This is a genomic window from Streptomyces sp. NBC_01232 (genome assembly GCF_035989885.1).
Lineage (GTDB): Bacteria > Actinomycetota > Actinomycetes > Streptomycetales > Streptomycetaceae > Streptomyces.
Genome location: NZ_CP108518.1, coordinates 2440341 through 2455274, shown reverse-complemented (window position 1 = coordinate 2455274; position 14934 = coordinate 2440341). Strand labels below are relative to the sequence as shown.

Sequence of the window (14934 nt, the reverse complement as noted above, 5' to 3'; positions counted from 1 at the left end):
ACCGAGAGGGGCCCATGCATGGGAATGACGGTCCTCTACATCGCGTTCGGTTTCGTCGCGCTGTGGCTGCTTGCCGAGGTCCTGATGCAGTACAAGGCCCGGCTCCGCTGGCGCCTGCTCGCCTTCGCCGGCTTCCTCGGCGTGGTCGCCGGGGTGATCCTGCCGTCGGTGCCGGTCATCGGTGCCGGCGCGCTGGCGTTCGCCGTGGGCCAGACCCTGGTGACGCTCTCCTTCCGCAAGGGCTTCGTCGCCGGCTGGGCGCTGCGCCGTGGCGGGGAGCCCGTACGGCAGACGGGACGCCGCCGGGCCGGTGGCGAGCCGAAGCAGGAGCCGGCGCTCCAGGTCACCGCGCTGGAGTACGAGGACGGTGACGGGGCCGCGCAGGAGCGCCCGCTCCGGGACCGGGCCGAAGAGGTCTACAGCCCGGAGCCGGTGCCGGAGGACACCGGGTCCTACGGGATACAGAGTTTCGCGTCGGCCCCCGAGGCCGACCGGACGGCGGCCTTCGCCTCGCCGTTCACCACCGCCGAGCAGGACGCCCACCAGTACGCGGCGTACTACGACCAGTCGAACCAGGGCGGCTACGACTACTCGGGCGGCTACGGGACGGGCGACCAGCAGCAGGTCTACGCCGCCTACTCGGACCCGTACATCGGCACCGGCGGTGGCGTCGCCCCGCCCCAGCAGTACGACTACACCCCGTACGCCGACTACGGGCAGCAGCAGTACTCCACGGACACCCCGCCCGGCGGGGTCTGGGTCCCGCAGCAGCGGTCCACCGACGGGGCCGGCCAGGCCTACCCGATGGACGAGCAGGGCGAGCCGCCGCAGCAGTACCCGTACCCCCAGCAGGGCGGGTACGAGCAGTACCGCTACTGACGGCCTCCGCCGCCGGTCACTGGGAGCCGCGGAAGTCCGCGCCCTCCACGATCAGTCCGGCCACCAGGGCCCCGGTCATCCCGGCGTGCGGCAGCCCGCCGCCGGGGTGGGCCCAGCCGCCCGCCAGGTACAGCCCGGGCACGGCCGTGGAGTTGGCCGGATGGAGCAGCCGGCCCCCGGCCCCCGCGAGGGCGGGCGGGGGCACCGCGCCGCCGAGCGCACCCGTCGCCGCCCCGATGTCGGCCGGGGTGCGCACCTCGTGCCACAACAACCGCTCCCGCAGGCCCTGTACGGCCTTCTCCGCGAGGTTCAGCAGCTCCGTGGGCTTCGAGGTCCCGGGCCCGTGCACGGCGCTCACGGTGACCGCCTCGTGCTCCCCGTCGGGCCGGGTGGCCGGATCGTCCGGGCGCAGGACGGTGACCTGCGCCCCGGGGGAGTGGACCAGGGTCCGGTGCACCGCCGCGGCGGGGCGTGCGCCGCGCAGCGCCAGCAGGAGCGCGAGCCGGGAGGGTACGCCGTCCCCGCGGGCTGGAACCGCCTCCGGCGGCCATGGCAGCGAACCGGCCGGCAGCTGCCGCGGGTCGATCGCGCACACGACGGAGTCGGCGGCCGCCTCGCTGCCGTCGGCCAGCAGCACACCGGCCGCCCGGCCGCCCTGCACCAGGACCTCCCGGACCTCCGCCCCGAAGACGAAGGCGACCTTGCGCTCCAGGCAGCGCTCGTACACGGCGGTGGCCAGGGCCCGCATCCCGCCGCGCACGTACCAGCTGCCGAAGGTCTGCTCCATGTACGGGAGCACGGCCGCCGAGGCGGGTGCGGTGGCGGGGTCGATCCCGTACCCGCGCACCACGCCGGTCAGCACGTCGGCGAGGGCGCCGCCCAGCTCCCGGTCGGCCATCTCGGCGAGGGTGGGCGGGCGGCGGCGCAGCAGGCCGCTCCTGCGCAGGGCCGGATACGGGTCGCCGCCGAGGGTCTGCCGGGCGCCGGGCCGCAGCGGTTCCTCCAGGAGCGGGCGCCGGGTGGCGTCCCAGGCGTCGCGGGCGCGTCCCAGGACGGCGTTCCAGCGCTCGCCCGCGCCCGGGCCGAAGGCGGATTCCAGGGCGGCGGCGACACCGCCGTGCGAGGCGCCGGGGAGGGTGACGTCGATTCCGTGGTGGGGGAGCACGTGCCGGACGGCCGGGTCCACCTGGACCATGTCGACGCACGTCTCCAGCGGCCGCTTGCCGGTCTTCACGAACAGGTCGCGGTAGACGGCCGGCAGGTGCAGCAGTCCGGGGCCGGTGTCGAAGGCGAAGCCGTCGCGCTCGTACCGGCCCACGGCTCCGCCGTAGGTCGTCCCGCGTTCGTACACCGTCACCAGGTGCCCCGCCACGGCCAGCCGGGCCGCCGTCGCCATCGCGCCCATGCCGGCGCCGATCACCGCAATTCGTGCCATGCGGCCGAGCCTATCGACCCAGGTGGTGGCCCTGTGGTCAGTGGGGTGGGGCCCCGGTGGTCTCGCGGGCCTCGGTGGCCAGCCGCTTCTCCTCGCGGCGCTGGGCGCGGCGGCGGAGGAAGCGGCGGATCCGGCTCCAGAGGAAGATCAGTATCGCGAGTCCGACGGCCAGCAGCACGGCCGCGATGATCGCCGCGGCCTCCGGGTTGAACATCGCGAAGGAGACGAGACCGGCCACGCCGAGGTCCTCGGCGATGCTCATCCCCACGTTCGTGAACGGCTCGGGCGACGTATTGATCGCCATTCGGGTGCCGGCCTTGACGAAATGGCTGGCCAGAGCCGTGGAGCCGCCGACCGCGGCGGCGGTGATGTCGGAGAGCGAGCCACTCTGCCCGGCCAGCAGCGCACCGATCACGGCACCGGCCACCGGGCGGATCACCGTGTGGACGGTGTCCCATATCGAGTCCATGTACGGGACCTTGTCGGCGATCGCCTCGCACAGGAACAGCACGGCCGCGACGGCCAGCACGTCCGTGCGTTGCAGCGACGCGGGGACCTCTTCGGTCAGGCCGGTACGGCCGAAGATGCCGAGCAGGAGGACCACGGCGTAAGCGTTGATCCCACTGGCCCAGCCGCTGGTGAAGACCAGGGGGAGCACACTCATCGGATCATCATGCCGTACGGGAACGCAGAAAAGTGAGGGGACGGCCGCACGGCGGTCATCCCCTCACCCACGTCGTCCGGGGCTAGTGCCCCTGCTCGTCACGGCGGCGCTGCCACCGTTCCTCGATACGGGTCATCATCGACCGACGCTGCCGGCTGCGGCCGTGGGCCGAACCGCCAGTACTACCGGAGACGGGCTGCTCGCCAGGCTTGGGTGCCTTGCGCCAACCGGTGACCACCAGGACCGTACATCCCAGCATGACGAGGAACCCCACCACGCTGATCCAGAGCACGTTCGGAATGATCACACCGGTCATGAGGAGCGCGATACCCACCACAATGCCTGCGACTGCCTGGTAGACCCGTCGCCGGGTGTACGTACGCAGTCCGCTTCCCTCAAGCGCTGTCGCGAACTTGGGATCTTCGGCGTACAGCGCTCGCTCCATCTGCTCGAGCATTCGCTGCTCGTGCTCCGAGAGCGGCACGGGAGTCCTCCTCATCCGTCGGTCGCGGGGGTAGCGACCAGGGGTCCCCTTCAGGATAGGCGGGGAATCGCCCCCGTGACACCCGCCCTCTGCGCCACGTTCCAAAAACACACGGCGCAGAAAAGACGCAGCCGGTGAAAGCGCTGCGCGAAAACCGTACCGCCGAGGGGGCGGTCACTGAGGCCCTTATTCCCCAATGGTCCACCCGCCATGCCGGTCACTGCACCTGATCATACGTGGCCGACCGTCGGAACGGAGGGCCTGTGGCCGACTCCGGGCGCGGAAGGTCGCAGTTCAGGCCTGCTTCTCGCCCAGGACGTGCAGCTGAGTGGCTACCGCGTGGAAGGCGGGCAGCTCGGCCGCGGCCTCCTCCAGACGCAGCAGCGCCTCCACCGCGCCGGGCTCGGTGTCCACCAGGACCCCGGGCACGAGGTCGGCGAAGATCCGCACGCCGTGCACCGCGCCCACCGCGAGGCCGGCGCCGCCGACCAGCTCGGAGAGCTGCTCGGCGGTGAAGCGGCGCGGTACCGGGTCGCCGGAGCCCCAGCGGCCGGCCGGGTCGGTGAGGGCGGTCCGGGCCTCGGTGAAGTGCCCCGCGAGCGCGCGGGCGAGCACGGCCCCGCCGAGGCCGGCGGCCAGCAGGCTGAGCGTGCCGCCGGCGCGCAGCGCGGCCACCGTGTTGGCCACGCCCTCGGCCGGGTCGTCCACGTACTCCAGCACGCCGTGGCAGAGCACCACGTCGTACGCGTCCTGCTCGACGACGTCCAACAGGCCCTGGGCGTCGCCCTGGACGCCGCGCACCAGATCGGCGACACCGGCCTCGGCCACCCGGCGCTCCAGCCCGAACAGGGCGTTCGGGCTGGGGTCGACGACGGTGACCCGGTGGCCCAGACGGGCCACCGGGACGGCGAACTTACCGGTGCCGCCGCCGGTGTCGAGCACGTCCAGCACATCCCGCCCGGTCGCCTTCACCCGGCGGTCGAGTGCCTCCTTGAGGACCTCCCACACCACGGCGGTGCGGAGGGAGGCACGGGGGCGGGAAGTGTCCGACACGGCTGATGGCTCCTCGGCGCGGTAAAGGTGAGCGGTCTGCGCCCACCCTATTGCCTTCCGCGGCCGGGCAGCTCATCCCGCGTCCGGATGCTCCGGACGTGGTTGCGGCAGGCTCTGCGACGGCTGCTGGGGCGCCGTCCGGACGGTGAGCATCCGCTCGACCAGGCGAAGGAACATCGAGGCCGCGCGGACCAGATCGTCCGCGTCCCGGCCACTGGCCGCGTCCGCTATCCCCGCCTCGGCCCTGGCCCGGCGGGCGGCGCCGGAGGCGAAGAGCGCGCTCCACTCGGTCAGCTCCGGCGCTATCTCCGGCAGCACCTCCCACGCGCTGCGGATCCGGGGCCGCCGCCGCGGGTTCACCGGTTCGGGCCGGCCGCGCGCGGCCAGCACGGCCGCGGCGGTGCGCAGTGCGGCGAGGTGGGCGGTGGCGTAGCGCTCGTTGGGGCGGGTCAGCCGGGCGGCCTCGGCCAGGCCGCTGTGGGCCTTGGCGAGCAGGTCGAGGGCGGCCGGAGGGGCCGTCGACTTCCGTAGGACGGGGTGGACAGGGGACGGGGACGGTGTGGCCATGACGAACCTCCTGTCGATGCGTTGCCCCCATCGTGACGGTCACCACTGACAATCGCGTTGACCTGCGGATTTACGCCCACGAACCGGGCAACTCCCCCCTCCTGCACACCAGGTGCGCAGAAGGATGCTAGTTTTTGAACTGACCGGTCAGTTCAAAAAGAAGGGGGACGGCGTGGACAGCCCGCACGGCGCGGCCGTCAAGGCCGAGGACTTCGGACTCAAGGGACCGCGCGGCTGGGCCTTCCGGGGAGTCGGCATCGACGCGGAGCCCGGCTCGCTCATCGCGGTCGAAGGCCCCTCCGGCAGCGGTCGGACCTGCCTGCTCCTCGCCCTCACCGGACGGATGAAGCCGACCGCTGGGCACGCCGAGGTCGGCGGCCACCGGCTGCCGAAGAAGATGGCGGCGGTCCGCCGCCTCGCGGCCCTCGGCCCCGTCTCCGGGGTCAACGACCTCGACCAGGCCCTCACCGTCGCGGAACAGCTGCGCGAGGGCGCTCTGCTCCAGCGCCACTACGGCGCTCCGGTCCGCGCGATGCTCCGGCCCCGGGCCGAGCGCCGCGCCGCCGCCGAGGCGCGGATCGCCTCCGCCCTGGCGGCCGCCGGACTGGACCTCGCCACGCTGCCGAAGGCCGGGCGGACCTCCGTACGGGACCTGGAACGGCTGGAGTCCGTACGCCTCTCCGTCGCCATCGCGCTGCTGGGCTCCCCGGGGCTGCTGGCACTCGACGACCTCGACCTCAAGCTGTCGGACAGCGAACGCGCCGAGGCCTGGGCCCTGCTCCGCTCGGTCGCCGCCCGCGGGATCACCGTCCTCGCGGTGTGCAGCGAGGCACCCGCCGACGCGGTCGTCCTGCGGACCTGCCCCAAGGACCCGGACGAGGCGCAGGGCCAGGACGCGCCCGCCGTCGCGGAGGGCGACGCCGACGCCGGGAGCGGCACGAAGAACGACACGAAGAACGACTCCGAGAACGACGACACGAAGGGGGCGGACGATGCGCTCGCCGAAGCTGGCCGCGCTTGAGCTGAAGCGGTTCGGGCGGGGGAAGCTGCCCCGGGCCGCTCTCGTCGCGCTGCTCCTGCTGCCGCTGCTCTACGGAGCCCTGTACCTGTGGTCCTTCTGGGACCCGTACAGCCGCCTCGACAAGGTGCCCGTCGCCATCGTCAACGCCGACAAGGGCGCGACGGTCGGCGGGGAGAGCTTCGACGCCGGCGCCGAGATCGCCAAGAAGCTGCATGACAGCAAGAAGTCCTTCGAGTGGCACGACGTGAGCGCGAAGGAGGCGGCCGAGGGTCTGGAGAACGGTACGTACTACCTGACCCTGACCATGCCCGCCGACTTCAGCGCGAAGATCGCCTCCAGCTCGGGCGACGACCCCACCACCGGGGCCCTCCAGGTCCGTACGAACGATGCCAACAACTACATCGTCGGCTCGATCTCGCGCACCGTCTTCGCCGAGGTCCGCTCGGCGGCGTCCACCAATGCCTCCCGCAAGTTCCTCGACAGGATCTTCGTCAACTTCTCCGACCTGCACGACAAGACCTCCGAGGCGGCCGACGGCGCCGACAAGCTCAAGGACGGCGCGGGCAAGGCCCAGGAAGGCGCCAAGGAGCTCGCCGACGGCCTCGACACGGCGCAGGAGAAGTCCGGCGAACTCAACAGCGGTCTGCAGAAGCTGAACACGGCGGCCGGCAAGCTGGAGACCGGCTCCAAGGACGTCGCGGACGGTACCCAGGCGCTGGCCGACAAGGTCAACGGGGCCGCGGACAAGGCCCGTCCCTTCGTCAAGGACCCCAAGAACCTGGCGGACACCGCCGAACTCGTCGCCGACAGCGCCAAGGTGGTCAACAACCACCTCGGCACCTTCGCGGAGAAGGCCCCGGCCGCCGCGGCCGCCGCGAAGAAGGCCGCGACCGGGGCGGACGCCTACTACACCAAGCACTGCGTGACCCCCGGCGGCGAACCGCACCTGGCCTCCTGCCCCGACCTGAAGAAGGTCAGGGACAGCGCGGCCGAGGCCGCCGAGCTCAGCGGGGACGTCAACGCCCTGGTCAAGAACGCGAACGGGGACGTCGCGAAGCTCCGCACCCAGCTCACCGACCTGGAGAAGAAGGCCCGCGAGCTCGTCGTCAAGGCTCCCCAGCTCGCGGGCGACCTCGACGCGGCCGTCGCCAAGGTCAACGCCCTCAACAGCGGAGCCCACAAGGTCTCCACCGGCATGGCCCAGCTGCACACCGGCCTCGGCACCGCCACCACCGGCTCCGGTGCCCTCTCCGACGGCGTCGGCAAGCTCGGCGACGGCGCCCACCGCCTCGACGGCGGCATGTACAAGCTCGTCGACGGCACCGGCGAACTCGCCGGCGGCCTGCACGACGGCGCCGGCAAGATCCCCGACTACGACCAGCAGCAGCGCGACGAGCGCACCGAGGCCATGGCCGACCCGGTCCAGCTCGCCAACCAGTCCCTGCACAAGGCGCCCAACTACGGCACCGGCTTCGCCCCCTACTTCATCCCGCTCTCCCTCTGGGTCGGCGCGATGGTCGCCTACATGCTGATCGCCCCGATGAACCGGCGGGCCCTGGCCGCCGGCGCCTCGCCCTGGCGGGTCGCCCTCGCAGGCTGGCTGCCCGTGGCGGGCCTCGGCACGGCGCAGGTGGTCCTGCTGATGTCCGTACTCCACTGGGCGCCCGGCCTCGGCCTGAAGATGGCCCACCCGGCCCTCACCATCGGCTTCCTGATCCTGGTCACCGGCTGCTTCGCGGCGATCGTCCAGTGGCTCAACGCCAAGTTCGGCGCCGCCGGCCGCATCCTGGTGCTCGCCGTCCTGATGCTCCAGCTGACCTCGGCGGGCGGCACGTATCCCGTCCAGACCAGTCCGGACTTCTTCAACTGGATCCACCCGTACCTGCCGATGTCGTACATCGTCGAGAGCCTGCGCCGCCTCATCACCGGCGGCGGCCTCGGCCCGGTCTGGCAGGGGAGCGCGGTCCTGCTCGCCTTCACCGTCGGTGCCCTCGCCCTCACCGCGCTCGCAGCCCGCGGCAAGCAGGTGTGGACCATGGACCGACTGCACCCCGAACTGAGCCTGTAGGGACGTGTTGACCTGTGACAATCAGCGCCATGGAAAGCAGCAGCACCGGTACGGGTACCGGCGGGGGCCGTCGTGCGGCCACCCGGCAGAAGCTCTACGAAGCGGCCGTGACCCTCATCGCCGAGAAGGGGTTCTCCGCGACCACGGTCGATGAGATCGCCGAGCGGGCGGGCGTCGCCAAGGGCACCGTCTACTACAACTTCGCGAGCAAGAACGACCTCTTCGAAGAGCTGCTGCGGCACGGCGTCGGCCTGCTGACGGCCTCGCTGAGGACGGCGGCCGAGGAGACGGAGGCCCGCGGCGGCAGCCGCGTCGAGGCGCTCGACGCGATGATCCGCGCCGGGCTCGTCTTCATCGACCGCTACCCCGCCTTCACCCAGCTGTACGTCGCCGAGCTGTGGCGCACCAACCGGGCCTGGCAGTCCACGCTGATGGTGGTCCGGCAGGAGGCCGTGGCCGTCGTGGAGAAGGTGCTGCGCGAGGGCGTCGAGCGCGGTGAGCTGAGCGCCGAGATCGATGTGCCGCTGACGGCCGCCGCGATGGTCGGGATGGTGCTGGTGGCCGCCCTGGACTGGCAGTCCTTCCAGAGCGAACGGTCCCTGGACGACGTGCACTCGGCGCTGTCGCTGCTCCTGCGGGGCCGGGTCAGCGGCAACCGCTGAGTCCCGGCGGCCCGGCACCACCCCCCAGTCGGCGGTGCCGTGCGGGCGCGCCGCCCCGTAGAACTGGTGGGGCCTGCCGCGACGGCTGAGTATCCGTACCTAGGCGCGGAAATGAGTACGTGCGCGGATGGGCTCCCACCTGGGCGGACGCCAGACTGGGAGCAACGGACAGGAGGCCCGGTCCGCACCGCCGACACGGGGCTGCGGAGCGGACCGGGTACCTCCTGCCGTGACCGGGACGGGGGAACGACGGGGGATCGGCGACCCGGTGAAGCGGTACGCGAAACGGCGGGGCTCGGGGGGATCGAGCCTCGCCGTTTCGCGTCCGCGGGTTCGGCGGGTGCCGCGGTCGTCCGCGCCGCCGCTGCCGGGGCTCCGCCCCGGACCCCGCGCCTCGAACGCCGACTGGCTGGAGGAGCGGGGCGGGGGCGTGACTCAGCCGCGGTTGCGGAGGGGGAGGCGCAGGCGCAGGGCCGTCGCCCGGGCCGAGACTGCCCCCGACGCCGTCGCCCAGCGGGCGGCCAGGGCCCAGGAGATACGGGCCGCCGAGCGCGGCAGAAGCAGGGCGCGCAGTCGCGGCAGCCGGTCCACGGCCGCCAGCAGGCCGGTACGGGCCAGCAGTACGTCGTCCGCCAGTTCCGGGTACGAGACCTCCGCGCCCGGGGGCGCGTACAGGGCACGTTCCACCGCACCGGCGACCCGGTGCACGGCCGCCGCGGGCTCCGGCTCCAGGCGGCCGAGCTCCACGATCCGGCTCGCCGCCCGGCGCGGGGACAGCGCCTCGTCCGGGACCACGCCCACGTCCCAGGCCGTGTCGCCCAGTTCCCGCCAGGCCGTCAGGACCTCCCGGGTCGCCAGGCGCCGGGCCCGCAGCCGGGTCCGCCACAGCAGCGGGAGCAGGGGCAGGCCCAGTACCGCCACGGCCAGCGCCACCCAGCCGAGGATCGCCGCCACCGACGGCCCGTCGTCGTGGGGACCGCTCTGCGCGGGCGCAGCGGCACCGCACTCACCGAGCTTCTTCAGCGCCGGCGGGCACTCGGGGGTCGCCGTCGGCCCCGTCGACGGCTGGGCCGCACCCTGCGAGGGCAGCGGAGCCGGCGCCGACGGCTGGGCGGCCGGGGCCTGCGGCCGCGAGTACTCCGGGATGTTGATGCCGGCGCGGGGCGTCGGCTCGAAGCGGGTCCAGCCCACGCCCTGGAAATACAGCTCGGGCCAGGCGTGCGCGTCGCGCATCGACACGGTCACGCTGCCGTCCGACTGCTTCTCACCGGGGGTGAAGCCCACCGCGACCCGGGCCGGAATGCCCAGGGAACGGGACATCGCCGCCATCGAGAAGGCGAAGTGGACGCAGAAGCCCTCCTTGTCGGCGAGGAACCGGGCGACCGCCTGCGGACCCGTGCCCGAGGCTGTCTTCGTGTTGTAGCGGAACCCGCCGTTCACGGCGAAGTAGTCCTGAAGCTTCACGGCCCGCGAGTAGTCGTCCTTCGCGCCCTGCGTCACCTGGCGGGCCGTTTCGGCGACCACCGGCGGCAGGTTGTCCGGGAACTTCGTGTATTCCTCCCGGACCGCGGGGTCGGGCACCCCGGCCTTCTGCAGCTGCTGGGCCGTCGGCTTCAGCAGCAGGCTGCGGACCGTGTACTCCGCGCCCTGGACGTTCTGGAACTTGTCCCTGCCCAGCTGGTCGCCGACCAGGGTCCGGCCGGCCGGCTCGAACCGCCACTTTCCGCCGATGGCCACCGATGTCGCCGGGTACGGCATGGGCAGGTAGCGCTGGGTGTAGTTGTCCGCCGCGACGATGCTGGTGCTGACCTCCGCCGCGGTGCCGCGGACCTGGGAGCTGAGGCCCGGCGGTTCCGGCAGCTGCTCCGGCACGTCGACCAGGGCCCGCCCGGAGGCCTCCCACTTGACGCCGTTGAACTCGTCCAGCGCCAGGATCCGCAGGTACTGCTCGCCCTGCTGCGGATTGTTCGTCCGGTAGCGCAGGATCACGCGGTTGTCCTGCGCGTTCAGGTTGCTCTGCAGGGAGACCAGCGGGTTGACCGCCGTGATCGTCCCGCCCGGCCCGCTGCCGCTCTCGTCGCCGTCCTGCGTGCCGCCCAGCAGCCCGCCGCCGAGCGAGGGCAGTACGGCCGGCACCGCCAGCGCGAGGCCCAGGGCCACCACGCCGATCCGCCGGCCGAACTTCACGGGAGCCGTCGCCTGACCGCCCGTCGCGCCGGCGAGACCGGAGTCGGCGGCGCCCCGGCGGGGGGCCGCGCCGAAGACCCGGCCCCACTGGGCGAGCCGGTCCCGGCCCTCGGACAGCAGCAGCATCAGGTAGCCGCAGCCCGCCAGCAGGAAGGCGATCCAGGAGGCGTCGCCGCCGCCCGACAGGCCGGCGGCCACCGAGTACAGCGCGAGCAGCGGCAGCCCGGCCGCGGCGGCCGTGCGTACGGTCACCGCCAGCAGGTCCACCAGCAGTCCGATGAGCAGTACGCCGGAGACGAGCAGCAGCTTGATGCCGTCCGTCAGCGGAGCCGGGATCGCGAACTCGCCCACGTCCCGGACGCCCTGACCGAACAGTGCGCCGAAGTCCGTGACCAGGTAGGCCAGCGGCCCGTCCCCCTGGGACTCGCCCTTGCCGGCGTAGAGGAACGCGAGCAGCAGCAGCGACACCAGTACCTGCGCGGCCACCGTCAGCGTCCGGGCCAGCGGCACCCGCCGGGCAGCGGCGCCCACGGCGCTCTGCGCGATCAGCAGCAGCCCCGCCTGCAGCAGCCAGGCCTGCGAGTCCACCAGCGGGCTCAGCGACCACGAGGTGAGCAGCGTCGCCAGTGCCGCGAACAGCGTCAGTTTTGCGCGCCCGCTCATTCCCGACCTCCGGAGGTTCCCGTACCTGCGCGAGCGCTCCCGGCCCGGCGCCACAGCTCGCCGAAGGGCACTCCGGGCGGGGCGGCCAGTGCCGTCCAGCCCGCGTCGCGCAGCCTGCGCAGCCGTTCCTCCAGCGGGGGCACGGCATGGCCGGGGGCGGGCTGTCCGCCCCAGCTCACGGAGTCCAGTACGAAGGCCACCGCGCCCGAGGCGCGCTGGCGCATCCTGGCCGCCAGTTCTGTCTGTACGTCGTCCAGGTCGCCGAAGAAGGCGATGAGGAGCCCGTCGCCGCCGCCTCCGCCGAAGCCGTCGGCGCCGCCGCCGCGCACCGCGTCGTAGGCGCGGGAGAGCCCGGCGCCGTCGGAGTGCCCGATGACCGCGAGGGTGTCCATCATCAGCCCGGCGGCCTCCGCGGACTCCTGCCCGCCGGAGGAGAAGCCGCCACCGCCCTCACCGGGCACCGAGTTGCCGGTGTCGGTGAGCAGCCGTGCGGAGAAGCCCTGCTCCAGGACGTGCAGGAGGCTGGAGGCGGCTGCCGAGACGGCCCACTCGAAGGCGGAGTCGGGGCCGGCGCCGTCGAAGCCCAGGCGCCGGGTGTCCAGCAGGACGGTGGCGCGGCTGCGCTGCGGCTGTTCCTCGCGGCGGACCATCAGCTCGCCGTAGCGGGCGGTGGAGCGCCAGTGCACGCGGCGCAGGTCGTCGCCGCGCCGGTAGCCGCGCGGGATCACGTCGTCGTCGCCGGCCAGGGCCAGGGAGCGGCGGCTGCCGTCGCCGTAGCCGTTGGACTCGCCGGCCAGGCGGACCGGCGGCAGGGGCTCGGTGCGCGGGATGACGGTGAGGGTGTCGTAGGTGCTGAAGGAGCGCGTCAGCTCGACCAGCCCGAAGGGGTCGGAGAGGCGCAGCTGGAGCGGTCCGAGCGGGTAGCGGCCGCGCAGGTCGGAGCGGACGCGGTAGGACACCTCGCGGCGTCCGCCGGGCTCGACCCGGTCCAGTACGAAGCGCGGGCGCGGGCCCAGGACGTAGGGCACCCGGTCCTGGAGCATCAGCAGACCGGTGGGCAGCCGGGAGACGTTGTCCATGCGCAGCTGTACGCGGGCCTCGGCGCCCGCGGGGACCCGCGCCGGGCTGAGCCGGCGGCTGCCGGAGACCCGGTAGCGGGTCCGGTGCAGGGCGTAGACGCAGATCAGCGGCAGGAGGGCGAGCAGGATGCCGACCCGCAGCAGTTCGCCCTGGCCCAGGACGTACGCGCACGCCGCGGCGGCTATCCCGGCGGCCAGGAAGGAGCGGCCGCGGGTGGTCAGCCCGGACAGCGATGCGCGCAGTCCGCCGCCGTCCCCCGGGCCACCGGCGCCGCGCGGGGCACCGGTGCTCATCAGAAGCCCCGGATGCCCGCGCCGGGCGGCATCTCGCCGCGGGCGTGCGCGGCCGGGACGGGGGTGCGCTGCAGGATCTCGGCGACGACCTGCTCGGCGCTGCGGCGGTTCAGCTGGGCCTGCGCGGTGGGCAGCAGCCGGTGCGCGAGGACCGGGGCGGCCAGGGCCTGGACGTCGTCGGGCAGGACGTAGTCCCGGCCGGCCAGCGCGGCGGAGGCCTTCACGGCGCGCAGCAGGTGCAGGGTGGCCCGGGGGGAGGCGCCGAGCCGCAGGTCGGGGTGGCTGCGGGTGGCGGAGACCAGGTCCACGACGTAGCGCCGGACGGGCGCGGCCACGTACACCTCGCGGACCGCCTCGATGAGCTTGACGATCTCGTGGGAGTGCGCGACGGACGTCAGGTCGTCGAGCGGGGAGACCCCGCCGTGCACGTCGAGCATCTGGAGCTCGGCCTCGGGGCTGGGGTAGCCGACGGAGACCCGGGCCATGAAGCGGTCGCGCTGGGCCTCGGGCAGCGGGTACGTGCCCTCCATCTCCACCGGGTTCTGGGTGGCGACGACCATGAAGGGGCTGGGCAGCGTGTACGTGGTGCCGTCGATGGTGACCTGGCGCTCCTCCATCGACTCCAGCAGCGCGGACTGGGTCTTCGGCGAGGCGCGGTTGATCTCGTCACCGATGACGATCTGCGCGAAGATCGCGCCCGGCTTGAACTCGAACTCGCGGCGCTGCTGGTCGTAGATGCTGACACCGGTGATGTCGGAGGGCAGCAGGTCCGGGGTGAACTGGATGCGCTGCACCGAGCAGTCGATGGACTTGGCGAGCGTCTTGGCGAGCATCGTCTTGCCGACGCCGGGCACGTCCTCGATCAGCAGGTGCCCCTCGGCGAGCAGAACCGTCAGCGCGAGGCGGACGACCTCGGGCTTGCCCTCGATCACGCTCTCGACCGACTGGCGCACCCGCTCCGCCGTGCTGGTCAGATCCGCGAGGCTCGCTCGGTCGTCGTACGTCGTCACCTGGTTCTCCTCGGCCCATTTCCAGGGCCGACGCCCTTGGCGCATGAACCGGCCCACCCCGAAACACGGACACCGTCCCGGGGGATCCCGGGTGGTGCCACCCCGCATTCTTGACGGCGTTAAGGCCTTGTGTCACTCAAGAGCTGGGATCGATCTCCCGCAGGAGCCCGGTGTGCACATCGAAGACGAAGCCTCGCACATCGTCCTTGTGGGGCAGGAAGGGGTTGGTGCGAACCCGCTGCATGGACTGGCGAACGTCCTGGTCCACGTCCCGGAAGGCCTCGACGGCCCAGGCGGGACGCTGGCCGACCTCGTCCTCCAGCTCGTGCCGGAAGTCCTCGGTCAGGTTCTCCAGACCGCAGCCGGTGTGGTGGATGAGTATCACCGTGCGGGTGCCCAGTGCCCGCTGGCTGATGGTGAGGGAGCGGATGGTGTCGTCGGTGACCACACCGCCCGCGTTGCGGATCGTGTGGCAGTCACCGAGTTCGAGGCCGAGGGCCTTGTGCAGGTCGAGGCGGGCGTCCATGCAGGCCACGACGGCCACCTGCAGAACGGGCCGGGCGTCCATGCCGGGATCGGAGAACTGCGCGGCGTAACGCTTATTCGCCTCGACCAGTCGGTCGGTGACGGATCCGCCGGCGGATGCCTCGGACGCGGACTCGGCAGGCAGGGATGCGGAAGTCGTCATGGGTACGACGTTAATGGTCACCGCTGGTTGAGGCCTCGCGTGAGAGCGGACAAAGAACGTCAACAAGGCTTGTTGTGAGCTAACCCACAGGGGTGGGGGAGAGGCGGCCGTCCGGGTGATTCGCGGCATTTGCCGGTTCGCTCCGAGAGCTGCGCACGGCGCGCGGGGCGGTTCGTTGAC

Annotated in this window: 13 protein-coding genes; 4 read left to right on the top strand and 9 right to left on the bottom strand. The window is 72.8% G+C overall.

What is annotated here, in order from left to right; genetic code table 11:
* The first annotated feature begins 18 nt into the window (after window positions 1-18).
* Complete coding sequence (locus tag OG444_RS11540; protein ID WP_327262074.1) at window positions 19-879, top strand: hypothetical protein; 861 nt, start codon at window positions 19-21, stop codon at window positions 877-879.
* A 16-nt stretch (window positions 880-895) separates the two neighbouring features.
* Here OG444_RS11540 and OG444_RS11535 read toward each other — a convergent pair whose 3' ends face one another.
* The 5 genes from OG444_RS11535 to OG444_RS11515 all read right to left on the bottom strand — a co-directional run bounded on the left by OG444_RS11535 (window position 896) and on the right by OG444_RS11515 (window position 5082).
* The gene (locus OG444_RS11535) at window positions 896-2314 is read right to left on the bottom strand and encodes a phytoene desaturase family protein (RefSeq protein WP_327262073.1); all 1419 of its coding nucleotides are present in this window, start codon (window positions 2312-2314) and stop codon (window positions 896-898) included.
* Between the two features lie 37 nt (window positions 2315-2351).
* The gene (locus OG444_RS11530; RefSeq protein ID WP_327262072.1) at window positions 2352-2978 is read right to left on the bottom strand and encodes a DUF4126 domain-containing protein; all 627 of its coding nucleotides are present in this window, start codon (window positions 2976-2978) and stop codon (window positions 2352-2354) included.
* An 82-nt stretch (window positions 2979-3060) separates the two neighbouring features.
* The gene (locus OG444_RS11525; RefSeq protein WP_189963543.1) at window positions 3061-3462 is read right to left on the bottom strand and encodes a DUF3040 domain-containing protein; all 402 of its coding nucleotides are present in this window, start codon (window positions 3460-3462) and stop codon (window positions 3061-3063) included.
* Window positions 3463-3756: 294 nt separating this feature from the next.
* The gene (locus OG444_RS11520) at window positions 3757-4515 is read right to left on the bottom strand and encodes a methyltransferase (RefSeq protein ID WP_189736241.1); all 759 of its coding nucleotides are present in this window, start codon (window positions 4513-4515) and stop codon (window positions 3757-3759) included.
* 72 nt (window positions 4516-4587) lie between these two features.
* Window positions 4588-5082: an SAV_6107 family HEPN domain-containing protein gene (locus OG444_RS11515; protein WP_327262071.1), complete on the bottom strand. Its 495-nt coding sequence runs from the start codon at window positions 5080-5082 to the stop codon at window positions 4588-4590.
* Between the two features lie 172 nt (window positions 5083-5254).
* On the opposite strand from OG444_RS11515, the gene OG444_RS11510 reads away from it, so the two are divergent.
* From OG444_RS11510 to OG444_RS11500, 3 genes are read left to right on the top strand one after another with little or no spacing between them, the layout of a single operon-like run.
* On the top strand, window positions 5255-6103 hold the full coding sequence (locus OG444_RS11510; RefSeq protein ID WP_327262070.1) for an ATP-binding cassette domain-containing protein: 849 nt from the start codon (window positions 5255-5257) through the stop codon (window positions 6101-6103).
* Complete coding sequence (locus OG444_RS11505; protein ID WP_327262069.1) at window positions 6075-8171, top strand: YhgE/Pip domain-containing protein; 2097 nt, start codon at window positions 6075-6077, stop codon at window positions 8169-8171. The genes OG444_RS11510 and OG444_RS11505 overlap by 29 nt, the downstream gene beginning before the upstream one ends.
* Window positions 8172-8200: 29 nt before the next feature.
* Window positions 8201-8833, top strand: coding sequence for a TetR/AcrR family transcriptional regulator (locus tag OG444_RS11500; protein ID WP_327262068.1), 633 nt, complete (start codon window positions 8201-8203; stop codon window positions 8831-8833).
* A 435-nt stretch (window positions 8834-9268) separates the two neighbouring features.
* On the opposite strand, the gene OG444_RS11495 is transcribed toward OG444_RS11500, so the two are convergent.
* From OG444_RS11495 to OG444_RS11480, 4 genes are all read right to left on the bottom strand, one after another.
* Window positions 9269-11683, bottom strand: coding sequence for a transglutaminase family protein (locus OG444_RS11495; protein WP_327262067.1), 2415 nt, complete (start codon window positions 11681-11683; stop codon window positions 9269-9271).
* Entirely contained in the window at window positions 11680-13056 is a 1377-nt protein-coding gene (locus tag OG444_RS11490) for a DUF58 domain-containing protein (RefSeq protein WP_327262066.1), read from the bottom strand. The genes OG444_RS11495 and OG444_RS11490 overlap by 4 nt, the downstream gene beginning before the upstream one ends.
* Window positions 13056-14066, bottom strand: coding sequence for an AAA family ATPase (locus tag OG444_RS11485; protein WP_327262065.1), 1011 nt, complete (start codon window positions 14064-14066; stop codon window positions 13056-13058). Before OG444_RS11485 ends, OG444_RS11490 begins: the two co-directional genes overlap by 1 nt.
* Window positions 14067-14202: 136 nt before the next feature.
* Window positions 14203-14817: a beta-class carbonic anhydrase gene (locus OG444_RS11480; protein WP_327262064.1), complete on the bottom strand. Its 615-nt coding sequence runs from the start codon at window positions 14815-14817 to the stop codon at window positions 14203-14205.
* Between the last annotated feature and the right edge of the window lie 117 nt (window positions 14818-14934).